This is a genomic window from Anaerostipes sp. MSJ-23, from assembly GCF_018918155.1.
Taxonomy (GTDB): domain Bacteria; phylum Bacillota; class Clostridia; order Lachnospirales; family Lachnospiraceae; genus Anaerostipes.
In genome coordinates, this window is sequence record NZ_JAHLPY010000001.1 from 24,523 (window position 1) to 48,644 (window position 24,122).

Annotated in this window: 27 protein-coding genes; 4 read left to right on the forward strand and 23 right to left on the reverse strand. The window is 36.7% G+C overall.

The features are described 5' to 3' along the window. Positions 1-38 precede the first annotated feature (38 nt). A complete protein-coding gene (gene lexA, locus KQI71_RS00115) occupies positions 39-659 on the forward strand; it encodes a transcriptional repressor LexA (RefSeq protein ID WP_216432888.1) in 621 nt (206 codons plus the stop codon). 42 nt (positions 660-701) lie between these two features. Here lexA and rsfS read toward each other — a convergent pair whose 3' ends face one another. The 19 genes from rsfS to thiM all read right to left on the reverse strand — a co-directional run bounded on the left by rsfS (position 702) and on the right by thiM (position 18,444). Further along, positions 702-1,061: a ribosome silencing factor gene (rsfS, locus tag KQI71_RS00120; protein WP_216432890.1), complete on the reverse strand. Its 360-nt coding sequence runs from the start codon at positions 1,059-1,061 to the stop codon at positions 702-704. A gap of 10 nt (positions 1,062-1,071) precedes the next feature. Next, the gene (gene yqeK, locus KQI71_RS00125; RefSeq protein ID WP_253287854.1) at positions 1,072-1,635 is read right to left on the reverse strand and encodes a bis(5'-nucleosyl)-tetraphosphatase (symmetrical) YqeK; all 564 of its coding nucleotides are present in this window, start codon (positions 1,633-1,635) and stop codon (positions 1,072-1,074) included. Further along, positions 1,622-2,227: a nicotinate-nucleotide adenylyltransferase gene (gene nadD, locus KQI71_RS00130; RefSeq protein ID WP_216432894.1), complete on the reverse strand. Its 606-nt coding sequence runs from the start codon at positions 2,225-2,227 to the stop codon at positions 1,622-1,624. Before nadD ends, yqeK begins: the two co-directional genes overlap by 14 nt. A gap of 15 nt (positions 2,228-2,242) precedes the next feature. Beyond that, complete coding sequence (yhbY, locus tag KQI71_RS00135) at positions 2,243-2,542, reverse strand: ribosome assembly RNA-binding protein YhbY (protein ID WP_216432895.1); 300 nt, start codon at positions 2,540-2,542, stop codon at positions 2,243-2,245. Between the two features lie 18 nt (positions 2,543-2,560). Then, entirely contained in the window at positions 2,561-3,844 is a 1,284-nt protein-coding gene (gene obgE / locus KQI71_RS00140) for a GTPase ObgE (RefSeq protein WP_216432897.1), read from the reverse strand. A 91-nt stretch (positions 3,845-3,935) separates the two neighbouring features. Then, on the reverse strand, positions 3,936-4,217 hold the full coding sequence (rpmA, locus tag KQI71_RS00145) for a 50S ribosomal protein L27 (RefSeq protein WP_137328918.1): 282 nt from the start codon (positions 4,215-4,217) through the stop codon (positions 3,936-3,938). 4 nt (positions 4,218-4,221) lie between these two features. Beyond that, on the reverse strand, positions 4,222-4,548 hold the full coding sequence (locus KQI71_RS00150; RefSeq protein WP_216432899.1) for a ribosomal-processing cysteine protease Prp: 327 nt from the start codon (positions 4,546-4,548) through the stop codon (positions 4,222-4,224). Between the two features lie 17 nt (positions 4,549-4,565). Then, on the reverse strand, positions 4,566-4,874 hold the full coding sequence (rplU, locus tag KQI71_RS00155; RefSeq protein WP_216432901.1) for a 50S ribosomal protein L21: 309 nt from the start codon (positions 4,872-4,874) through the stop codon (positions 4,566-4,568). 93 nt (positions 4,875-4,967) lie between these two features. After that, positions 4,968-6,101, reverse strand: coding sequence for a ribonuclease E/G (locus KQI71_RS00160; protein WP_253287855.1), 1,134 nt, complete (start codon positions 6,099-6,101; stop codon positions 4,968-4,970). A gap of 6 nt (positions 6,102-6,107) precedes the next feature. Beyond that, the gene (gene fabV / locus KQI71_RS00165) at positions 6,108-7,298 is read right to left on the reverse strand and encodes an enoyl-ACP reductase FabV (RefSeq protein WP_216432906.1); all 1,191 of its coding nucleotides are present in this window, start codon (positions 7,296-7,298) and stop codon (positions 6,108-6,110) included. Between the two features lie 154 nt (positions 7,299-7,452). Then, positions 7,453-7,914 (reverse strand): C40 family peptidase, encoded by a 462-nt coding sequence (locus tag KQI71_RS00170; RefSeq protein ID WP_216432908.1) that lies wholly within the window; start codon positions 7,912-7,914, stop codon positions 7,453-7,455. A 158-nt stretch (positions 7,915-8,072) separates the two neighbouring features. Beyond that, positions 8,073-10,094 carry a transglutaminase domain-containing protein gene (locus KQI71_RS00175; protein WP_216432909.1) on the reverse strand — a complete coding sequence of 674 codons (2,022 nt, stop codon included), beginning with the start codon at positions 10,092-10,094 and terminating at the stop codon, positions 8,073-8,075. Then, on the reverse strand, positions 10,094-10,900 hold the full coding sequence (locus KQI71_RS00180) for a DUF58 domain-containing protein (protein ID WP_216432911.1): 807 nt from the start codon (positions 10,898-10,900) through the stop codon (positions 10,094-10,096). Before KQI71_RS00180 ends, KQI71_RS00175 begins: the two co-directional genes overlap by 1 nt. 144 nt (positions 10,901-11,044) lie before the next feature. After that, the gene (locus KQI71_RS00185) at positions 11,045-11,995 is read right to left on the reverse strand and encodes an AAA family ATPase (RefSeq protein WP_216432913.1); all 951 of its coding nucleotides are present in this window, start codon (positions 11,993-11,995) and stop codon (positions 11,045-11,047) included. 6 nt (positions 11,996-12,001) lie between these two features. After that, positions 12,002-13,483: a Na+/H+ antiporter NhaC family protein gene (locus KQI71_RS00190; protein ID WP_216432914.1), complete on the reverse strand. Its 1,482-nt coding sequence runs from the start codon at positions 13,481-13,483 to the stop codon at positions 12,002-12,004. Between the two features lie 13 nt (positions 13,484-13,496). Next, entirely contained in the window at positions 13,497-15,776 is a 2,280-nt protein-coding gene (locus tag KQI71_RS00195) for a hydratase (protein ID WP_216432916.1), read from the reverse strand. A gap of 136 nt (positions 15,777-15,912) precedes the next feature. Continuing rightward, positions 15,913-16,881, reverse strand: a complete 969-nt coding sequence (locus tag KQI71_RS00200; protein WP_216432918.1) for a phospho-N-acetylmuramoyl-pentapeptide-transferase — start codon at positions 16,879-16,881, stop codon at positions 15,913-15,915. Between the two features lie 110 nt (positions 16,882-16,991). Next, positions 16,992-17,633 carry a thiamine phosphate synthase gene (gene thiE / locus KQI71_RS00205; protein ID WP_253287856.1) on the reverse strand — a complete coding sequence of 214 codons (642 nt, stop codon included), beginning with the start codon at positions 17,631-17,633 and terminating at the stop codon, positions 16,992-16,994. After that, a complete protein-coding gene (thiM, locus tag KQI71_RS00210; RefSeq protein WP_216432921.1) occupies positions 17,617-18,444 on the reverse strand; it encodes a hydroxyethylthiazole kinase in 828 nt (275 codons plus the stop codon). Before thiM ends, thiE begins: the two co-directional genes overlap by 17 nt. Before the next feature lie 138 nt (positions 18,445-18,582). On the opposite strand from thiM, the gene KQI71_RS00215 reads away from it, so the two are divergent. Beyond that, positions 18,583-18,807, forward strand: coding sequence for a chorion class high-cysteine HCB protein 13 (locus KQI71_RS00215; RefSeq protein ID WP_216432922.1), 225 nt, complete (start codon positions 18,583-18,585; stop codon positions 18,805-18,807). 48 nt (positions 18,808-18,855) lie between these two features. On the opposite strand, the gene KQI71_RS00220 is transcribed toward KQI71_RS00215, so the two are convergent. Next, complete coding sequence (locus tag KQI71_RS00220; RefSeq protein WP_216432924.1) at positions 18,856-19,050, reverse strand: hypothetical protein; 195 nt, start codon at positions 19,048-19,050, stop codon at positions 18,856-18,858. A 42-nt stretch (positions 19,051-19,092) separates the two neighbouring features. Between KQI71_RS00220 and KQI71_RS00225 the strand changes: the two genes are divergently transcribed. After that, complete coding sequence (locus KQI71_RS00225; protein WP_253287857.1) at positions 19,093-19,608, forward strand: hypothetical protein; 516 nt, start codon at positions 19,093-19,095, stop codon at positions 19,606-19,608. 10 nt (positions 19,609-19,618) lie between these two features. Further along, positions 19,619-19,882, forward strand: coding sequence for a hypothetical protein (locus KQI71_RS00230; RefSeq protein ID WP_216432928.1), 264 nt, complete (start codon positions 19,619-19,621; stop codon positions 19,880-19,882). A gap of 31 nt (positions 19,883-19,913) precedes the next feature. Here KQI71_RS00230 and KQI71_RS00235 read toward each other — a convergent pair whose 3' ends face one another. The 3 genes from KQI71_RS00235 to leuS all read right to left on the reverse strand — a co-directional run bounded on the left by KQI71_RS00235 (position 19,914) and on the right by leuS (position 24,090). Beyond that, positions 19,914-20,867 (reverse strand): L-lactate dehydrogenase, encoded by a 954-nt coding sequence (locus KQI71_RS00235; RefSeq protein WP_216432930.1) that lies wholly within the window; start codon positions 20,865-20,867, stop codon positions 19,914-19,916. A gap of 32 nt (positions 20,868-20,899) precedes the next feature. Beyond that, positions 20,900-21,604: an acyl-[acyl-carrier-protein] thioesterase gene (locus KQI71_RS00240; protein ID WP_216432932.1), complete on the reverse strand. Its 705-nt coding sequence runs from the start codon at positions 21,602-21,604 to the stop codon at positions 20,900-20,902. Positions 21,605-21,678: 74 nt separating this feature from the next. Next, on the reverse strand, positions 21,679-24,090 hold the full coding sequence (gene leuS, locus KQI71_RS00245; protein WP_216432934.1) for a leucine--tRNA ligase: 2,412 nt from the start codon (positions 24,088-24,090) through the stop codon (positions 21,679-21,681). Between the last annotated feature and the right edge of the window lie 32 nt (positions 24,091-24,122).

The window sequence follows — 24,122 nt, forward strand, 5'->3', positions numbered from 1 at the left end:
CTATGATAATCATATTAAACAGGATGGAGGAATAGCCTATGCCAAAAGAACCATTAAGTGACAAACAACAGCAGATTCTGGAATTTATTAAACAGAGAATTTTAGAAAAAGGATATCCGCCGGCCGTTCGTGAAATATGCCAGGCTGTTCATCTTCGTTCTACTTCTTCTGTTCATTCTCATCTGGAAACATTAGAGCGCAAAGGATACATCCGAAGAGACCCAACAAAACCAAGAGCTATTGAGATTATCGACGATGAATTCAATCTTTCCAGAAGAGAGATCGCTCATATCCCGATCGTTGGAACAATCACCGCCGGAGAACCAATTCTTGCCGTTGAAAATGTAGAAGATTATTTTCCAATCGAACCAGGTTTGATTCACCACAAAAAAGATACTTTTATGCTGCATGTTCGCGGAAATAGTATGATCAATGCAGGAATTTTTGATGGAGACCTTGTAATTGTTGAACGTCAGACAACTGCAGACAATGGAGAAATTGTCGTTGCTATGATAGATGATTCTGCCACTGTAAAACGTTTCTTTAAAGAAAAAGATCATTATCGCTTGCAGCCGGAAAATGATTCGATGGAGCCAATCATTGTATCAGAACTTACCATCATTGGAAAAGTCATTGGATTATATCGTTCGATTCAGTAACAAAGAAAAAACTCCCAAAGCTTTTGCTTTGAGAGTTTTTTCTTATTCAGAAATCAATTCTTCCACATTGACTTCTTTTCCATCTTTCCAAATTCTTTCCAGATCATAAAAAAGTCTGTTTTCTTTATCAAAAATGTGAATGATGATATCATTAAAGTCTAGTAAAACCCAGCTTCCTGCCCGGTATCCTTCCATCTGTTTCATTGGGTATCCAGCCTTCTCAAGCTCTTCTTGTACGTTGTCTACCATTGCCTGCACCTGATTTTTATTTGTTCCATCTGCAATGATAAAATAATCAGAAACAACGGAAACTTCCCGGATGTCAATGACTTTGATATCTTCTGCAAGCTTATCATCCAATGCCTGATAAGCAATTTTTACCATATCTAATGCCTGTTCCATATTTTTCTCCTTACAGTTTTCGATAATACTCATAGGTTTCTATTGTCTGGTGGCCAATCTTATTCCCTTGCGATTTCAAATAATCGATCGTCTGTTTTAAAATAAAACATGTACAATCATTCAAATCTGTAAATGCAAGTTTTCTTGCTCTTGTAAGTCCCGGTATCATCTTCCGGTTTGGCTCAATATAATCTGCGATAAAAATAATTTTTTCAAGATTTGTCATCGCTGGTTTTCCTGTCGTATGACATTGAATCGCAGAAAGAATTTCTTCATCGCTTTCTTCATAAAATTCCCTGGCAATATAAGGTGCCAAAGCAGAATGCATCAATTGTGGACTATCATGAAAAAGCTGTTCATCCATAATGTTATACTGTTCACATAATCGGCTTTGTTCTTCCAAAGCGTATCCTTTGGCACAGTCATGCAAAAGCCCCGCACGATAAGCTTTTGATAAATTTTCTTCAAAAGCCATCGCCATGCTTGCAGCTGTATAGGCAACACCGACTGTATGACGATATCTGCTCGGTTTTAAATGTTCTTTGAGTTTTTGTTCTATCTCATTTGTGTTCATATAAACCATTTCTTTCTATATAATCAATGACTGCTTCCGGAAGGAAAAAGTGAATGCTTTGCCCTGAAATATTTTTTTTCCGAATTTCATTAGACGATATTTCAATACTTGGGCTGCTCAGATGAAAAATTTTTCCATGATATTTTTCTTCCAGATACTCGATCTGTGCATCAAGTGCACTTCTAGAATCATTTCTTGTTGCCACAAGTACATTGACCATTGATAAAATTTTATCCGGATCTTTCCATGTTTCAATCTGATACAGAGAATCCGCACCCATAATAAAATAATACTGATCTTCTTTGTTTTTCCTTTTTAATTCTCTTAATGTATCTACGGTATAGGTCGCACCTTCCCTTCGAAGTTCCATATCGCTGAATTCAAAATACGGAAAATCACGGATGGCTAGCTTAATCATATCAATTCTATTTTGCTCGGTAACTCCGCCACTGATTGTTTTGTACATTGGATTCTTATTTGGCATAACAAGAATTTTATCCAAACCAAATTCCTCTTTTGCAGATTGTCCAAGAATCAAATGTCCAAAATGAATCGGGTTAAATGTGCCCCCAAGAATTCCTATCTTTTTCATTTTTTTCTCCAAAGATTATTTCTTTACTTTTGGAAGTTCAATTCTTTTATGATTTTTTGATTCCTTATATAATACAATTTTTTTGCCAATCACCTGTACAACCTGTGATCTTGTTCTTTCTGCCAGTACTTCTGCCAACTGTTTTGGATCATCCATACAGTTTTGCAAAACTCCTACTTTGATCAGCTCTCTGGCTTCCAAAGCATCTCTGACTCCTGCGATCAGCTCTGGAGAAAGACTTCCTTTTCCGATATTAAAGATCGGGTCAATCTTCATCGCCAAACTTTTTAAATATGCTCTTTGTTTGCTTGTCATCTGTTCTCTCCCTTATTTTTATTCATAAAAATCAAATTCCAGGCTATACAGACGCACTGTATCCCCTTCTTCAATACCTTTGGCCTTTAACTGTTCAATAATGCCATTTTCTTTCATAAACTTCTGGAAGAAATCAAAACCTTTTTCAGATTCCAAATTCGTATATCCAAGCATTCTCTCAATTTTTGGTCCTTCTACGGTATAGACACCTTCTTCTGGGTGCTCGATTGTATAACCGCCTTCTTCTTCCTCAAAGTTTAGTTCATATTCTTGTTCAAATTCTGTTGCGCCTTCTGGAAGTTCATCCAGCATCCCCTGTACATACCATAAAAGTTTATCAACACCTTCCCCGCTGACTGCAGAGATCGGAAATACCTTGATTCCTTTTGGTTCAAATTCTTCTCTTAAAAGTTCAATCACTGTTTCTTTATCTTCCGGTGTCATTGCATCCATTTTATTGGCAGCAATCACCTGTGGGCGTTCTAGAATATCTTTATTATATTTTTTCAATTCATCTGTAATTGCATAAATATCCTGAATTGGATCTCTTCCTTCCACGGATGCCCCATCTACCATATGAATCATAACTTTGGTACGTTCGATATGGCGCAGGAATTCAAATCCAAGTCCAATTCCCTCTGATGCCCCTTCAATAATTCCTGGAATATCTGCAATAACAAATCCTTTATGACTTCCCATATCCACAACACCGAGATTTGGATTCAATGTTGTAAAATGATAATTTGCAATTTTAGGTCTTGCGTTGGTTACCCTTGATAAAAAGGTTGACTTACCAACGTTTGGAAATCCAACAAGTCCAACATCGGCAATCACTTTTAATTCTAATGTTATTTCAATTTCCTGTGCCTTTCCACCGGGCTGTGCATATTTTGGTGCCTGCATCGTTGGTGTGGCATAATGTTGATTTCCTTTTCCACCGCGTCCTCCTTTTAGTAAGACGACTGGTTCTTTTTTATTTGACATATCAAGAATAACTTTTCCTGATTCTTTTTCTTTTACAATCGTTCCTGGCGGAACTTTTAAAACAATGTCTGCACCATCTGCACCATGACATCTTCTTCTTCCGCCTTCCTGTCCGTCTCCGGCTTTGAATTTTCTTCTATGTCGGTAGTCTGTCAGCGTATTAATTCCTTCATCTACAACAAAGATCACGTCTCCTCCGCGTCCTCCGTCACCGCCATCCGGGCCACCGTTTGGCACATAAAGTTCCCGGCGAAAGCTGACATGTCCGTCACCGCCTTTTCCGGATCTGATTATAATATTGGCTCTATCTGCAAACATGGTCTTTCCTTTCCATAATTTGAAAAAAACGGCCTCAAATATGTATTTGAAGCCGTAATTGCTGTTGCCTTCTGTATCTATAATCTGCTGCTTATGCAACTGGATGTACAGAACACTGTTTCTTATCTCTACCTTTTCTTTCGAAACGTACAATACCGTCTACTAATGCAAACAATGTATCGTCTCCTCCGCGTCCTACGTTAACGCCTGGATGAATCTTTGTTCCGCGCTGTCTGTAAAGAATGTTTCCAGCTTTTACAAACTGTCCATCAGCTCTCTTCGCACCTAATCTCTTGGATTCAGAATCTCTACCGTTCTTTGTAGAACCCATTCCTTTTTTATGAGCGAAAAATTGAAGGTTCATTTTCATCATTTTGTTACACCTCCTCAAAAATTACATCTAGATACTGTCCATGATCTTCCTCAATACTTGTAAGACCAAGGATCAGTGATTTCAATAACAAACTTCCCTCATTGGAAAGTTCTTCCGTAAATATCACGTTGATTTTCGCATTCTGCTGGTCAACATCTACCTGATAGTGATCATCAGTAAACTCTTCCAGAGAATTCACGAAATTGATTACCAATGCAGATACTGCAGAACAGACAATATCCTGTCCTTCTTCCGCATATCCTGCATGGTCACTGGAATCAAATCCCTGAAAGGACCCGTCTTCCCTTTGATAGAACGTTATCTTTGTCATAACTCTATCTCCGAATATTATCCAACGATACTATCGATTTTAACCTGTGTAAATAACTGTCTATGTCCGTTTTTCTTATGGTATCCAGTTTTTCTCTTATATTTGTAAACGATAACTTTTTTTGCTTTTCCTTCGCTTACAACTGAAGCTTCAACTTTCGCACCATCAACGGTAGGTGTTCCAACTTTCACAGTATCTCCACCAACTAAAAGTACATCATCAAATGTTACTTTAGCTCCTACTTCAGCGTCAAGTTTTTCAACTTTGATTACGTCGCCTTCGCTTACTTTATACTGTTTTCCACCTGTTGCGATAATTGCGTACATTACGGCACCTCCTATTATCAATCTCGCCAGCTTTGGTGATTTTTCATACTTATACCTCGCTGTGCGGCATACTATGATATAATAACAGTTGTTTTATAAATTGTCAAGGCTTATTTGACAATTTATTGGATTTCTTTCTCTTTTTCGTGTAATTTCCATTAATCCTAATTTCGTAATATCCACTGCAACCGCTTTTTTCGAATCTTTATTTAAATATTGCTGCATTTCCTGAAGAAGCATTTCCTGATCTTCCTTTGATGTCATATCAATAAAATCTACAAGAATAATTCCTGATAAATTTCGAAGTCGAATTTGTCGTGCAATCTCTCTGGCAGCTTCGAAATTTGTTTTTCGAATATGAGTTTCTTTTTTCTCTTTCCCGATTGATTTTCCCGTATTTACATCAATTACAGCCATAGCCTCTGTCTGCTCCACATATAAAAATCCTCCGGATTTCATCCATACCTTTTTGCTAAGAGCCTCTTTCAAATAGTGTAGGACTCGGTAACGGCGATCAATGTCTCCTGCTTGTTCAGACAAACGTTCCACAAAATAACCATCCATTTCAAATTCATGTGCAACCTCTTCCTGATCCGTAATAACTTTTTCTACCTGCTTAGCATCAAGTCCAAAAGAAAGTATTTTTTTTAAATCCTGGTTTGTTCCAAGCATCTGAAGAGGTGTTCGATACGCACCTTTTTTTAAAATTTGCTCATATTTTTCTGCAAGCATCTTTGCCTCTGCAACAACATCCTCTTTTTTTGCTGTAGCGGCACTTGTTCTTAAAATAAATCCATAATTTTGTGTTATAAGCGGTTGTGTAAGACTTTTCAATTCTTGACGCTGTTCTTTTTGTTGAATTTTATTAGAAATTCCAATCGAAGTTTTATCACTCGTCAAAACAAGATACTTTCCCGTCAACTCAATCTGTTGGGTTAACATCGCCTTCTTTTCTCTTGTTGCCTCTTTTTTTACCTGAACAATAATTTCCTGTCCAATGACAAGATTCTTTTTCCGTATCGGAAGAAATCCAATGACCCCCTTCTGAAATTCCACAAAGGCACCATTAATATTTTTCACAATATTTTTTACAATGCCAAGATAAATATTTCCAACTGCATCTTCCCTGTCTATACGATTGCATACAAACTCTACTATTGTTGCATTTTGCATCCAGGCACTGACCATATGCTCTTTCACTTTTGTAATTACAATCTGCTGTGACATCAAATGTTACCCTTCCATACTAGAAATCGATACGACTGGATCCACATCCGCCTCATAATCAACACCTTCTTCACCGAATCCGAACATGTGATAAAAATCTTCCCAATAACCTTCAATATCACCAAGCTCTTTGATATTATCCGTATCTACCAATTCCCAACGTCTTTTTACTTCTGTCTGTACATCTTTGGATAATTCTAAATCATCTAAACGAATCCATCCATGTTCATCAACCTCTGGTTGATCCAAAAGCTGTTTTTGTAAAAACAGTCGATCAATCTGCTCAATACACCCTTCATGTACCTTCTTTTCTTTCATCACTTTATAAAGAATTGCCATATATAAAGGCACAATCGGAATTGCAGCACTTGCCTGTGTTACCAGCCCTTTGTTCACAGAAATATAAGCGTGCACTCCTTTTTCTTTCATTTCCTCTGTAATTTCCTGTGCTGTCTTATGAAGATCTTTCTTGGCTGCACCTATCGTTCCTTCAAAATAGATCGGATATGTAAGTTCTGATCCAATATAAGAATACGCAACTGTCACTGTATTTTCTTCCAAAACATCAGCTTTACTTAACGCTTCCATCCATAATTTCCAGTCTTCTCCACCCATAACCTTTACAGTATCATGAATTTCTTCTTTCGTTGCTGCAGGGATTGTCTTTGTTCCTACGGTATTATCTTTTAGGTTAAGATTCTTGTTTGTAAACTCTTCTCCTGTTGTTTTAAGGACCGAACGATAAGTTACCTCATCGGGTGCCGTTCTTCTTGGAGCTGCCAGACTATATATCACCAAATCCACTTTTCCAAAATCTTTGCGAATCATTTCAATTGTCTGGTCTTTTACTTCCTGAGAAAAAGCATCTCCATTAATTGTCTTTGCATAAAGATTTTCTTCTTTTGCAAATTTCTCAAACGCAGCTGTATTATACCACCCTGGTGTTGCAGTTCTTTTCCCTTTTGCCGGCTTTTCAAACATAATTCCAATCGTATCTGCATGACAGCCAAACGCAGCCACAATTCTGGAAGCCAATCCATATCCGGTAGAACATCCAATCACTAATACTTTTTTTGCCTGTCCTGGGATTTCTCCTTTAGAGCGAACATATGCAATCTGATTGGATACATTCTTTTTACATCCCTCCGGATGAGCTGTTAAGCATAAAAAATCTTTTACTTTTGGAGCTATGATCATAATCTTCTTCCTTTCAAACTAAACTTCACTACCCGTTTGGCAATTATTTTTATTATCAAACGATTCCATTAATTATAATATGTTTTTCTTAACCCTGTCAAACAAAAAAACAGGATATTCCGCATTCGGAATATCCTGTGATTTCATGAATTTCTTATTTTACAAGTCTTCTGATCGCTACAATTTTTCTGTATCCTGCATTGTTAGAAATTTTAATTCCACCTTTTGGATAAGGTGCTGAGTTACTTGCATGTACAATCTTATTTCCACCCATGTATAAAGCTACATGTCCATCATAACAAATCAGGTCTCCGGCTTTTGCATTTTTTAAACCGTTTACTCTTGTTCCAACACTTCTCTGTCCGCTTGAAGAATGAGGAATGCTTTTCCCAAACTTTCTGTAAACTGACATTGTGAATCCAGAACAATCTGTTCCATTTGTAAGGCTTGTTCCACCCCATTTATATTTATTTCCAACAAACTGTTTTGCATAACTTACAACCTGTTCTCCTGTGGTTGCTGCCTGTGCCTCTTTTTCTTTATTATGTACGGTAAATGTTAAAGCGCTAACTGCCAGTGTAAATACTACTAATGTTTTTGCTAATAAACGTTTCATTCTTATCTCCCTAATAATTATTTCTTTTATATTTCATCTTTAATTCTGTCTTTTTTATTTCATTTGTTGCTTTCAACAATTCATATACTACATGAAACAGAAACAATTGTCAAGAGTTTTTTAAGATTTTTTCACTTTATGTAATATTTTCGTAACATTTAAGATTTTTTCTTTAATAAATCAAGATATCTTTTTACTGCAAAAACCTCTTGTTTTGTCATTTCATGTGGGCTATACCTCGCTTTATCAATGACTTTTGACACAAAAATTTCCACAGATCCCACATTTTCATGGTTTTTTTGAAGCTGTTTCTCAATTTTTTGTGCATACCACAAAATTTTTTCCCGATTAGACATTCTTTTCCATTGTTGTTTTTTTTGTAACATTTTCGTAAAAATCCAAATAGAAAAACCGAGAAAAAGTATCAACATAATTGTTACAAATTTCTTTACATTTATTACAATTTGTTTTTTACGACTTAAAACTTCTTTTCTTTGATTTCTCTTCTGAATCTTATGATAAAATTTTTTTCCTGTATCATTCCCTGTGGTATCTATTGGTATCCACCCTGTATTTTCTAAATAAATTTCTGCCCAGGCATGTACATTATAATCCGTAACATCTGCCCGTGTCCCTTGAAATTCATTTTCAGAAATTTTATATCCTTCTACATACCTTGCTGGAACTCCTGCCATGCGAAGCATCATAACGGTTAAAGAAGCGTATTGCGTACAAAATCCCTTTTTACTTTTCCCATAAAAATATAAAATTGGATCCATCCCTTTTGGAGTTCCTCCAGGTTGATATGTATAATGATAATGTGTTTTTATGTATTTTTTCACCCAGTCAATTTTTTGTTCCAGCGTTTTTCCATTCAAACTCGTTTGGATTTCTTTTTCTAATTCTTTCTGAATATTTTTAGGGATAAAAAGATTATGTTCTTTTACATAAGTGTTATATTCTTTCATCGCCTTTAAATAATAATCTTTTGGACTTCCTTCTTCGATGCTTTTTTTCACTTTTTGTTTGATCTTTCCGTTAGCTTTTAATAAACGTTGTAAATTTTTTACTTCATAATACTGAACCCGATACTCCAAACGTCCCTTTTCCAAAACTACAGAACCATCTCCAGATACGATCCCTGCTATATTATTCAAATCTGCAAAATAAGGAACCGGAAGATATCCATATGTATCCTTTTTCTGTGGATACTCAATGATTACTTCTCTCTGGCGACTAAAGTTTTTTTTCTGAAATCCAAGTTCTGAAAAAGCAAACGGAAGTGCTGCAGACACTTCTCCTTTACATAAGTTTGTTTCCTTTTGTGTATTTTCCCATCTTCCATTACGATAATCACTGCTAATATATTCTCTTAAATAAAGTGTTTTTTTACTTTCTGTCGTAATAGAAAATAAGTGTTTTCCTGTTAACGATAAAACATTGATCTTTCCAATCTCCCCATTTCCAATTCCACCAACACCAGAAGTATTATTTTCTTTTCCCTGCATCAGTTTTTTCATAACAATCCATGCATTTTTCTTACACTCGGTTACATGCTGTAAAGCTGATTGATCATATAAAAACAATGCACTAGATGCAACTGCAAAAATCACAAAGAATATCCCTCCAAAATAATACCGCTGTTTTTTAAAAGAATAACATGCAAACCAAATACCAAGGAAAAAGAAAAAAGGCGATGTAATGCTATACGGAACAATCAATGCTAAAAAACTTTCCAATATTCCAGTAAATAAAAACAAAAATAACAGATGATTTCGAAATAATGCGATCAAAAAACAAGCACATAAAAGGATAAAACAACCGGCAAGAAAACAATCCATCCTGCTTTGTTCCAAACGAACCGGAACATAATAATAAAACCCAAGCCCTGTATTTTGATTTAGCATGTCAATCATTTTATTACTGATCGTATAAAATCCATTGATGAATGCTACTCTTTTTATAATTCCAAATACAATAAATATTGGAATTGAGAGAAAAATGGTCCATTTTGTACGCTCCATAAATGCACAATACAGCCATAAAATAATTCCTCCGGCCATCACAAACATCCAATCATAGGATTGAATATAAAATCCTGCAAAGACACTATAAATCATCGTAGCAAAAACTAGGGCAAGCATCGTGTTTTGTATTTTTTTTCTTGTTGTTTCTTCCATTATAACTCCATATCATACAATGCATCTTCTGCTGTCTTGTATTTCGAATCCAGATGAATCCAGATTACCTTCCGCTTTCCAAGTTCCGGGACATGTTCTAATGACTCTCGGAAAATAAAATAAAACAGCTCTTCATATTGTTCCATTGACTCAAGAAAATAGCTGCGATTTCCAAAATAAATTTCCTGTGAAATACCATGTTCTATAAAAAAGGCCGAAAGAGAATAAAATATCGAAAAATAATCTGAATATCGTTTAGGAGAAACACCATGAAGCGTTAAAGCGATCTTTTGTGGTGTTTTCTTTTCTTCCTCGTACTCTCTTACATATAGTTCTCTTTTCCCAGCGAAAATTTTCCAATGAATATTCGAAAGTCTATCTCCCGGTCGGTAAGATCGAATTCCATCATAGTCCGAAAAAAATCCTTGTGTTCTTTTTTTCAATTTTTCTTCCATAAATTCCAATGGATAACGTTTAGGAAGAACGAGGATAGAGCCACATGCATTTAATTCAACCTTAGCTGTATAAACTCCCGTCACATCTTTCCATTTTAATGTTTTAAATTCAATTTCATAAAAATCACAAGCAAGCACTCCAAGTTTTAAAGAAATTTCCTCAGATGCCTTGCTTCCAACAAAAAATTTTACACTACACCGTTTCTTTTTTTTGCGAAGCCCTGCCTTTACAAAATAAACAAGTTCTGCCTCCCTTTGGTTATAAAACGTTTTCCCTGAAAAATTTCCAAAAAACTCTGCCTTCTCGCCTTCTACAAAAATCTGTGTTCCTTCTTTAAAAGAAAATTTCATAACATTCCCATCTTTTTTTGAAAAATAAATAGAAAAAAAGAGAACTAGAAACAGGGATGTCACAAGACATCCCCCAATCCAATTCCCATATATTATCCAATAAAAAATTGCAAACAATATCGTAAAAAGATACATAAAATAACCTCATCGGTTTCCTTTTGGCAAAGGAGTCGCCTCTAAAATTTCTTTTAAGATTTCTTCTGCTGCTTTCTTTTGAATTTTTGCTTCTTTACTTAATAAAACTCTGTGCCCTGCAGTCACATAAAAAATATCTTTAAGATCTCCCGGCACGACATAGTCTCTATCACAAAGATAAGCATTTGCTTTTGCCATCTGAAGCATGGCAATTGTTCCTCTCGGGCTGATTCCAAACGCAAGAAATCTAGACTTTCTCGTTGCATTAGCAATCGATACGATGTAATTTAATACATCATCATGTACATAGACCAATGCCACTTCTCTCCGCATCAATCTCAATTCTTCCATCGTTACCTTTTCTTCAATCTGATCAATGGAAAGATTCACTTGCTGTTGTTTTAGCATGGCAACTTCACTTTCCTGATCTGGATATCCAATGGATGTACAAATCATAAAACGATCCAGCTGTGATTCCGGAAGAGACTGTGTTCCAATCGATCCCATAGGATTTTGCGTGGCAATAACCACATAAGGATCCGGAAGCATTCTTGTTTTTCCATCCGTTGTAATTTTTCCTTCTTCCATTGCTTCTAGAAGCGCTGCCTGTGTTTTTGGCGATGTACGATTAATTTCATCTGCTAACAAAAGATTGGTCATCGCCGCACCTTCCTGAAACTGAAATTCTCCTGTATCTGGCTGATAAACAGAAAAACCAACGATATCAGATGGCATAACATCCGGCGTAAACTGAATTCTCTTATACTGAAGATCTAAAACCTTTGAGAAGGCAAGGGCAAGTGTTGTCTTGCCGACTCCTGGAATATCTTCAATCAAAATATGTCCACCGGCAAGAATTGCTGTCATCATTTGTCTTATAACGCGATCCTTTCCTACCATGACTTTTTTAATTTCATCCATAGCTTCCTGAGCCTGACTGGACGCAAATACTTCTTTCATTCGCTTTTATCCTCGCTTTGTCTTTGCCACAATCACTGCCATACATCCGATCAAAGCTGCAATCGCGAACCCAAAACCAATATATCCATTAAATGTCACTCCTGCTACAATATAGCCAACGATTGCACATCCCGCAACAAGGAAAGCATAAGGCATCTGTGTAGATACATGATCAATATGCTTACACTGTGCTCCTGCAGAAGAAAGAATGGTCGTATCTGAAATCGGTGAAATATGATCTCCACAAACAGCTCCTGCAAGAATAGAACCAACACACACAGTCATCATCATCAAATTTCCTCCAAGAATGGTTACTGAAATTGGAATCAAAATTCCAAAAGTTCCCCACGAAGTTCCTGTTGCAAAAGCAAGTCCAAGAGCAACCAGGAAAAATACAACCGGCATAATTGCTACTGCCATTGTGCTTCCCCCAATGGCTGTTTTTACAAATCCTTGAATATTTAAATATTGTTCACTACAAATTCCAGAAAGAGACCATGCTAAACATAAAATCATAATTGCAGAGGTCATTGCCTTAAATCCCTGCACAAAACTTCCGCAAAAATCAACAAATGCAATGACTTTTCTTGGAATATATAAAAGAAATGTAAAAATCAATGTGAGAAAAGATCCAAGGACAAGACTTCTTGCGCTGGAACAATTCGCAAATGCTTTTACAAGTGAAACTCCACGGAATGCTCCTCCTGTATAAAGCATAAATGTAATACAAGAACCGATCAAAAACAAAATTGGCAAAATCAAATCGATCACTTTTCCGTGTCCAACAATTGGAACTTCATCTTCTTTATCAATCTGCAGTTCTTCTTTTTCATGTGTTTCTTCATATTTTTTCATTTTTGAAAAATCAGTATCAACGATGATTAAAAATATAAGAAAAATCAATGTCATTAACGCATAAAAATTGAATGGAATAGCTTTCAAAAATAGAGAAAATCCATCAATATGTGACCCTTCTGGTAAAGAAGATCCAACAGCTGCTGCCCAACTTGAAATCGGTGCGATGATGCATACTGGAGCTGCCGTCGCATCAATAACATAGGCAAGCTTTGCTCTTGTAATTTTATATTTATCTGTCACCGGCCTCATAACCGTTCCAACTGTCAGGCAATTAAAATAGTCATCTACAAAAATAACAACACCAAGGCATACCGTAGCAAATAATGCCTGCCTTTTTGTTTTTATTGCTCTGGATGCCCATTTTCCATAGGCCCTGGAAGCCCCTGATTTTGTAATCAGGGCTACCAGGATTCCTAAAAGGACAAGAAATATCAAAATATCACAATTATCTCCGATTTTTTGCGACATAATCGTAAAAATCGTATCCATTGCTTTGATTGGATGAAAACTGTTAAACATCAGGGCACCTGCAGCAATCCCTACCATCAATGATAAATAAACTTCTTTTGTGATTAATGCCAATATAATGGCGATTACTGGTGGCATAATTGCCCAAAATGTACCTGTCATTTGTAATTACTCCTTAACCTCTATAATAATTAATCAGACATCCTTTCAGGATAATCTCTCTCTCATCATCGGTGAGTTCACCGAGTTTTAATGTAATTTCTTTCATTCCCTTGTTTACAACATAAGCTGGAATTTCAGAAAGTTTATCTTCAATAGCCTTTTTTATCTGTGGCACAAAGATATAATCTTTATTTTCAAACGGAAGTTCTCCTTTATCGATGATAAATGGAACCATTCCCCAGTTAATCAGATTCGAACGATATCTCTTTGTTGCATATTCGTTTGCAATATTAGCCCATCCGCCTAATACTTTCTGACAAGATGCAGCCTGTTCACGTGCAGAACCATCTCCAGGTTTTACTGCAAAAATTGTACTTCCAATTCCAAGATTATCGTTTGCTACACCTGGATACTTCTTCTGTACTTCCTCCAGAATTTCTTTTACTTCTGGGAATGCTTCCTGTGGTTCTTCTCCTGATTCAATCGCTCTCTGCGCTTTCTGCACTTCTTTTGCAAGACCCACATAAGCAGGATCCTTTCTTGACAATGCAAATTCTGCAAGTCCTAACGGATTAGAACGATAAGAAGATGTCTCTCCAGAAGGAATCAATTCATCCGTTGTTGTTACCGGATCATGAATTTCTGATACAACCTTTAAAAGCATATTTTCTGGAAGTGCTGACATTTCCGGCCAGTCTTTGATGTTTGGTCCAAACTGAATTTCTACAGATGGATCTGCAATTCCTTTGCTGTCAAAGACACGATTTTCATAAATTCCTTTATCAAAATGATATTTTGGAATGAAGTCACTGGCTTCCACATCCGTTGCTGGTGTTAAATATCCTTTATTCGCAGCAGTTGCCGCAATAGAACGCGCGTCCATCAAAGCGACAGAAGCAATCTGTCCACTCTGAAGTTTTGATCCTTCACGGTTCGGGAAGTTTCTTGTCGAATGGCGAATACTAAAGGCATTATTTGCCGGTGTATCTCCTGCACCAAAGCAAGGTCCGCAAAATGCAGTTTTAACGATTGCACCTGTCTGCATCAGATCTGCAACTGCTCCATTCTTCACAAGTTCCATAAAAATTGGTGTACTTGCCGGGTAAACACTTAACGTAAATTCATCAGAACCAATACTTGTTCCTTTCAGAATATTTGCTGCGGCGCAGATATTTTCATATCCACCTCCTGCACATCCTGCGATGATTCCCTGATCAACATAAAGTCTTCCATCTCGGATCTTATCCTGCAGAGAATATTCTACCGCACCATCAAGACTTACCTGTGCACATTTTTCTACATCTGCAAGAATATCAGAAAGATTTGCATTTACTTCTTCAATTGTATACGTATTACTTGGATGGAATGGCATTGCAATCATTGGTTTTACCTTATCAAGATCGACTTCCACGATTCCATCATAGTATGTAACAGCTCCAGGATTTAATTCCTTATAATCCTGCTTTCTTCCATGAATTTCATAAAATTCCTTGATCGTATCATCCGTTCTCCAGATAGATGACAAACAGGTCGTCTCTGTCGTCATAACATCCACACCGATTCTAAAATCTGCGCTTAAAGAAGAGACACCAGGTCCTACAAATTCCATTACTTTATTATTAACATAGCCTTTTTCAAAAACTGCTCCGATAATTGCCAACGCAACATCCTGAGGCCCAACACCTTTTACCGGTTTTCCTTTCAGATAGATTCCAATCACTCCAGGCATATTAATATCATAAGTACGATTTAATAACTGTTTTACAAGTTCCGGTCCACCTTCACCCATTGCCATTGTTCCTAATGCTCCATAACGAGTATGGCTATCTGATCCAAGGATCATTTTTCCTCCGCCTGCAAGCATTTCCCTTGCAAACTGATGAATAACCGCCTGATGAGGTGGCACATACATTCCGCCATATCTCTTTGCAGCAGTCAGTCCAAACATATGATCATCTTCATTAATTGTACCGCCAACTGCACAAAGACTGTTATGACAGTTTGTTAATACATATGGCACAGGGAATTTTTCAATTCCTGAAGCTCTGGCCGTTTGGATAATTCCTACAAAAGTGATGTCATGAGAAGTCAGTTTATCAAACTTAATCTGAAGCTTCTGCATGTTCCCGGATATATTATGTTCTTTTAAGATACCATAAGCAATCGTATTTTTAGCTGCCTCTTCTTTCGACGGAACAGATCCTGTTAGTTGTTTTAATTTTTCTTTTTCTGATTCTTTTACCAGAGTTGTTCCATTTACAAGATATGCGCCTTCTGAAAACAAATGAATCATGTCTTTTCTCCTCCTGCAATACATTTTTTCTAGTAATTATACCATAATCCGTCATACAATGGAAGAAAAAAAGACCGGGGAGCCATTCTGAATTAGAATATTAGGATAGTTTCCCCGCGAATTTTTTATATATTTTTTAAATCAAAATCAAATAAATTGTCGCGATTGATATGACAATCTGAATAATGGCAAAACGAAAAACTGTCTGTGTGTTTGACCATTTAAATTTTTCATTTTTACGGACATGATCGTGAAGCGGCATTGTAGTATTTTTGAAAATATGTATTTTCAGGAATCGAAGCAGAGAAACTTTTACAAGTCCAAGTCCTCCATCCACGATTAAAACAGCTGCTACTAGTAAAAATAAGAATGGACTTCCTGTTTTTAACACTGCAATACTAATAAAAATTCCCATAGCACGAGATCCTGCATCTCCCATCATTAACTTACTTGGTGCTGCATTATACCAAAGATATCCAAGAATACATACAACAAATAATAAAATGATATAAGCAAAATCCATATCCGCCTTCTTTAGCTGATCGATGACATAGATTGTAACTAAAGTAATAATTGTCAAAGTACCAGAAAGACCATCGACTCCATCGGAACAGTTTGTTACATTAATCGCTGCCCATACAAGAATGATCGTCAAAATAAAGAATAATACTTTTGGAATTTCAAAGTGAACCCCGATCGTTGCAAGACTAACCTTGGTTGAATTGAAATGTATAAAGTTCAGTGCAACAACAGCTGCTACAAGGAAATCAAGAATTCCCTTTTTATATTCTCCCCAAGGTTCATCTGCTGCATCATCCATATATCCCGTAATCATTTCAATAAATACAAGAACCAAATAGATAAATATCTCCAGAGACATCTGTCCAAAAATCAATGCTGCAACAGTAAAAGAAGCAATGAAAATAATTCCAGCTCCTCTTGGTTTCCCTGCAGATAGTTTTCCATCATGGGCAAATGCACGCCCCATATCTCTTGGAAGAAACTGGTTCAGTCCGGATGTCAGCGTACATGTAAGTGCAAATGCAACAATGACACCAAGAAATGCCATAACCGGAAACGTTTCTCCCGTGATTAAATAAATCATTGGTAATCCTCCTAATTTTTCTTTTGATTTTATCCTTTCCCTTTAAGAATCCAGCTTTTTTCTGAAATTCTGCCGGTATCTAGTATAACACTCAAAAAAAATAATTCAACTTATTTTTCTTTGATTTTAGAAACTTTTGCAAAAAGTTCTCTTGCTGCTTCTTTAATATCTTTTGCTGCAAAAATAGCAGATACAACAGCAATCCCGTCAACTCCTGTATTTTCTAGCATCGAAAGATTATCTTTATGGATCCCACCAATCGCAACAACCGGTATCGATACACTCTCACAAATTTTTTTCATTTCTTCCATGGAAACAACCGATGCATCACTTTTGGTTGCTGTTTGACAAACAGCTCCAACTCCAAGATAATCTGCACCACCTTTTTGTGCTTTCAATGCCTCCTCCACATTATGAGCAGAAACCCCGATGATTTTATCTTCTCCAAGAATTTTTCGAACTTCTTCTACCGGCATATCATCCTGCCCAACATGGACTCCATCTGCTCCAGATTTCTGTGCGATTTCAATATTATCATTGATTACAAACGGAACCTTATACTTTTCTGCCAACTGTTTCATTTCTTTAGCTTCTTGTAAAAACGCCTCTTTTGACAATTTTTTTTCTCGAAGCTGCAAAAAAGTAATTCCTCCCTCCAATGCTTCTTTTACTTGTTCCATCAGACTTTTCTCTCCTGTCCACGCTCTATCTGTTACCGCGTAAACAGTCATTTGTTCAGATTTTACTTTCAATGTTTAACTTCCTTTCTATTTCTTCTATTGTAAGTGTACTCATTGCATCCATCAGATGCATCCGGAAAGATCCCGTTCCACTGCATTTTTGTTGTGCGATTTCTCCGCAAATTCCCATGGAGATCACTGCCAAAGAAGCTGCTTCCCATAAATTTTCCTGATTTGAGGCAACAAAGGATGCGATCACTCCATCCAGCATACAACCAGATCCTGTGATTCTTGCCATCATTGGGCTTCCATTATAAATAATACATGCTCTATCTTCATAAGCCACAAGATCAATCTCTCCTGTAATCACAATGACACATTTTGCTTTTTTTGCAGCACTTTTTGCCAATTCAATCATCTCTTGTAAATTTTCTCTCGTTACACAGTCAGAAGATGCCGCATCTACTCCCATTTCCGCTGCATTCCCCTGAAAAATAGCCTTAATTTCTGAAAGATTCCCGCGAATCACAGAAAAATCAATTTCTTCAAACAGTTTTTTTACTGCTTCTTTTCGAAAGGAAGATGCTCCAACTCCTACTGGATCTAAAATCACCGGATGTCCCAGTTCATTTGCTTTTTTTCCCGCAAGAAGCATTGCCTCTAGCTTTCGTTCATTTAAAGTTCCCATATTCAAAACAAGATCTGTTGTCAGCGCTGTAATTTCCTGTACTTCCTTTGGATCATCTGCCATAATCGGAGATGCACCACAGGCAAGAATGATATTTGCTACATCATTAACCGTCACATAATTGGTCATACAATGAACCATTCCAGGATGTTTTTCTTTTTTTTGAAAAATCTTTCGATACTCCGGATTTTTCATCATCATTATCTCCTTTTTCTTTTTGTATCTTTGCATTATACCACAAATCTTTCGATCTTTGTGGAATCTTTGCAATTGTTTCACATCTTATGACTTTTCGAATAGTATAAACTGTAATCAAATCTAGGAGGATTTAACATGAGTGATTTAGCTGCAACTGGCTGCGGAAATTCCTGCAATTCAGGATGTGGAGGAAATGGATGCCTTCTTCTTCTAATCTTACTTTGCTGCTGCAACGGCTGTGGAGACGGATTTGGATTTGGAGGAGATAACGGATGTGATAATATCATCTGGATCATTATTCTTCTATGCTGCTGTGGAAATGGATTCGGTAATAATGGCGGATGTGGATGCGGATGCTAGAATCCTTTTTCTAAAATTAATGCAAACCGGGGCAATTGCCCCGGTTTCTTATTTTGTACAAAGCAAACATAAGATAATGATCCAAAAGAAATTTTGATTTCCTTTTTTTTGCATTCCCTGACTTTTGTATGATTTTGATTTTTCTTCTCTTTTTTCTGTTTTCTTTTGTTTTTCCTTTTCTTTGAGACATTCACTGTCTACTTCGTAAACTGTATTTTCTTCTTCTACAAAAATTTCACTCATAATTTACTCCACCTCTTAATACTATAGGATATGAGAAGAAACATGAAGGTTGTGACGAAATTGGAACAAAAAAAGGAAAATTGGGATCATTTTTTTCGAGATGATTCTTCAAATATGCTGGAAGATGCCCTTCCTTATTTACCTGCATCACTAAAAAAAACGGCCGCTGTTTATATTAAATTTACAGAACTTATAAAAATCATGCAACAATTTGATCAACAGGAAACTCTGTCCGCTTGTGGCCTTGATGAAGATCATGCCTCTCTTGAACTTCTTTTAAACGCCATGAAACTTCGTGCGCCAAAAGAAACCGCTGCCCAAATCAATCAGCTTCTTCAAATGATGCAAATGATGCGTTTTTACCAAACATATCAGTCTTTGATTCAATCAAACCCTTCTCTTGCCTCTTCTGTTTCTAAAGCAACAGAAAATAATGATATGCTTACAAAACTTATGCCTCTTTTGATGCAACAAAATAAAAATCCAAAAACATCTTCTGTATCAGACACGCCAAATCATGATTTTTTAAATCAGCTAAATCAGATCTTAAATAAATAAAGGAGTCTCTATGAATCAAAACTGGAAAAATCATCCTGCTTTAAAAACAATCGACCAAAAGAAGCTTGAAATTATGGAACTACTTGTCTCACAATGCCAAGGAAAATCTTTGGAGAGTGTTCTTCCAGATCTAATGGCCACATCAAGCCGACTTTCTGAACTTGGTCTTTCCTTTACCAATACAGAAACTTCTATCATCATCGATGCTCTAAAAGAAGGAATGACGCCCGAAGAACAACAGCGGATTGATATGATTCGAAATCTGATCATGTAAAAAAGAAGGGAAATAAAATTTCCCTTCTTTTTTAAGAAAGCATTTTTTCTGCCTTATTCAAATATCCACGAATCACTTCACAAGAATGCATAAACTCTTCTTGTTCCCGTTCATCAAGTGAAATTTCTACAATTTCTTCTATTCCATTACGTCCAATGACCGTTGGAACACCTACTGCAACTTCTTTTTGTCCATATTCCCCATTTAGGTGAACAGATAATGGCCAAATTTTCTTTTCATCATGAAAAATGCTATTGACAATTTCACTAAAAGCAATTCCAATCCCAAATTCTGTACTTCCTTTTCCCTCAATAACCGTCATACCCGCATCTCTGACTGCCTGTTGTAATTCTTCCAACGTAAGTTCTTCGGAAAGTTTTGGCTGCTCTTTTTTCAGTTGATCAAGACTTTTTGCCCCAAAACGAACTTGAGAAAGCGGAACCATCTGGGAATCTCCATGCTCTCCCATACAAAATGCCTGAATAGAATTACGGCTATAACCAGTTTTTTCTTCTAAGATACGTTTCATTCGAAGAGTATCAAGACTTGTTCCAGTACTGAAACAACGAAAACGATCCATTCCAAGTTCTTTTCTTAAACATTCTCCAACAACATCTGCCGGATTCGTAATACTAATTAAAATTCCATCAAAATGACTATTTTTAATCTTTGGAATAATGTCTTTCAGACGCTCCATGGAATCCTCAAACATATCGAGTCTTGTTTCTCCTGGACGTCTGCTTCTTCCAATTGCATTTACAAGAATTTGCGTATCTTTAAGATCCTCATAATCTCCTGCACGAATTACTGTTTTTGTTGGAAGACAAGCCCCCATATCATTCAAATCAAGCGCCTGACTGGCTGCTTTTCCAGGATGGCTGTCAATCAATACAATTTCATCTGCCAGCCCACGGAACATAAGACTTGAAGCACAATGTGTTCCAACATGACCTGCTCCAAGAATCGTAATTTTACGTTTTTCCATAAATATAAGTCCTTCCCTTTCTGTCTTTTGTGTTATGCTCGGAACTCGACAATCGCATATGGTTTTTGATCCTTATCACACAAAGCAACGACAATCCGTCCTTCCTCTTTTGCATATCTTGGATATAAAAGATCTCCTTCCAACGCCTGTTTTCGATACTCTACACGAATTCTTCGGATATTGCTTCCCTCTGGTAATTCGTTATAGGCCGCTTTGACATATCGACTGTTATTAACATGACGATTACTATCAATCCAACTTTTTCGAACAAGAATCGGCTCTCGTTCCTCCCATTCTGCTTTGATACGAATCTTTTTGCTCTGTTTTTCCATTATAATCGGCGGTTCCGGTTTGTATCGGTCGATTTCTTCCTGTGTTGGCTTTACTGGAATTTGATGTTCCAGATCCATATAGGCCCATATAGAATTCGCATAAGCAAGCATTTCTCCATCTTCTGTTTCCATCGTAAAATTTCTACTTCCATGAAATTTTTCAAAACCAGAAGCCCACGTACTAACTGCGATCTTTTCACATTCTGCCGGAAGGCGATTGATCACGATTTGCCAAGCACTTAAAAGCCAGGCACGTTTATGCTGGGCCAAATATGCCACACCCACACCAAGTTCCTCGGACTGGAAGACACTGCAATCTTGAAAATAATCAACAATACCTCCTGGCGCCAATTTTCCTGTCGGATCCGTCTCACTGTATCTGATTCTGCTCTTAAATGTATACATACTTTTCCTTCCGATTTTCTTAAAAGAAAACAGTATAAACAGCGTATTTCACTGCCTATACTGTTTTGGTCTTTTTATTTTACAACGATATTTACAATACGTCCAGGTACATAAATTTCTTTTACAATATTTCCAGAAAGCTTATCTCCAAGAACTTCTTTTGCTTTTGTAAGAACAGAATCTTTATCTTCCTCTGCTCCAACTACAAGTTTTCCTTTAACTTTTCCATTGACCTGAACAACGATTTCTACTTCGTCTTCTTTCATAGCTTCTTCATCATATTTTGGCCATCTTTGAGCAAAGACACTTTCTTCATGTCCAAGTGCCTCCCATAATTCTTCTGCAATATGAGGTGCAAATGGTGCAATCAGAATAACAATTGTTTCCAGAGTTTCTTTATCAACTCCTTCTTTTTTCGCCATAGCAGTCAGTTTATTTGTGTGCTCCATGAATCCACTGACAACTGTATTTAAACTAAAGTTATCCAGACGAGTGGTAATATCATAAATCAATTTATGACGTTCTTTTAACAGTTCTTTGTCTGCTTTTACATTCTGATCTTTTTGATCAATCACTAATTTATATAGTTTAGTGAGGAAACGATGCACACCATCAATTCCACTTTCATCCCATTCCGCATCTAATTCTGGTGGTCCTACAAATAATTCATACATTCTTAAAGAATCACATCCATAATCACGAACAAGATCATCTGGTGAAACAACATTTCCTTTGGACTTGCTCATCTTGATTCCATTTTTTCCTGTAATCATACCCTGGTTAAACAGTTTATGGAATGGTTCATCAAAGTCAATAACTCCGATGTCACAGAGGAATTTTGTATAGAATCTTGAATAAAGCAGATGCAGTACTGCATGTTCTACACCACCGATATACATATCAACTGGTAAATATTTATCTGCTTTTTCTCTAGAAACAAGTTCTTCACTGTTCTTATTATCAATATATCTTAAGAAATACCAAGAAGATCCAGCCCACTGAGGCATTGTATTGGTTTCACGTTTTGCAGGTTTTCCACATACAGGACACTTACAATTTACCCAGTCTTCAATATCAGCAAGTGGAGATTCTCCAGTTCCTGTTGGTTCATATTTTTCAACTTCTGGAAGTGTCAGTGGAAGTTCTTCTTCTGGCACTGGAACAGCTCCACAATCTGGACAATGAACAATCGGAATTGGTTCTCCCCAATAACGCTGACGGCTAAATACCCAGTCACGTAATTTATAATTTGTTGTTTTCTTACCAACGCCCATTTTTTCAATGATTTCTGGTGCTTCTTCTTTCAGCTGTGCAGATTCTTTTCCATTCCATTCTCCAGAATTGATCATAATACCTGAAGCATCAGTATAAGCTTCTTCCATGTTTTCAATTTCTTTTCCATCTTTTGCGATAACCTGAATGATTGGAATATCAAATTTCTTTGCAAATTCAAAGTCACGATCGTCATGCGCAGGTACACACATAATTGCTCCAGTACCATAGTCTGCCAGTACATAATCAGATAACCAGATTGGTACTTTTGCTCCGTTAATCGGATTGATCGCATAACTTCCGGTAAACACACCCGTTTTCTCTTTATCCTGCATACGATCAACAGAGGATTTTAAGGATGCCTGATAAATATAATCTTCCACTGCATCTTTTGTTTCTTCTGTTGCAAGATCTTTTGCAAGTTCATGTTCCGGAGCCAGTACCATGAAAGTTGCTCCATATAAAGTATCTGGACGTGTTGTATAAACTGTAATTGTCTCATCTTTTCCATCGACTTTGAAATCTACTTCTGCACCATGGCTTTTTCCAATCCAGTCAGCCTGCATTTTCTTTACTTTTTCTGGCCAATCCAGCTTATTAAGATCTTCTAAAAGACGATCTGCATACGCTGTAATCTTTAACATCCACTGTCTTAAATTCTTCTTTGTAACATCTGCACCACAGCGTTCACATTTACCATTGACAACTTCCTCGTTTGCCAATCCTGTCTTACAAGATGGACACCAGTTGATTGGCATCTGTTTTTCATATGCCAAACCTTTTTTAAACATTTTCACGAAGATCCACTGTGTCCATTTATAAAATTCAGGATCTGTTGTATTTACTTCCATATCCCAATCATAAATTGCAGAGATTTCGTTGATCTGACGCTTAATGTTTTTAATATTTGCTTCTGTAGAAATTCTTGGATGTGTTCCCATCTTAATTGCATAGTTTTCTGCAGGAAGTCCAAATGCATCCCATCCCATTGGATGAATGATGTAATATCCGTTTAATAATTTGTAACGGCTCCATACATCACTGATTACATAACCTCTCCAATGTCCTACATGAAGACCGCTTCCTGATGGATAAGGGAACATATCCAGACAGTAATATTTGGGTTTCTTCCCATCATTTACATTAACGGGATGTTCTTCCCAATGCTTTCTCCATTTTTGTTCAATTGCCTTATGATTATAAGGTGTTGCCATATTTCTCTTCCTCCTCGCCGTACTTGACGTCT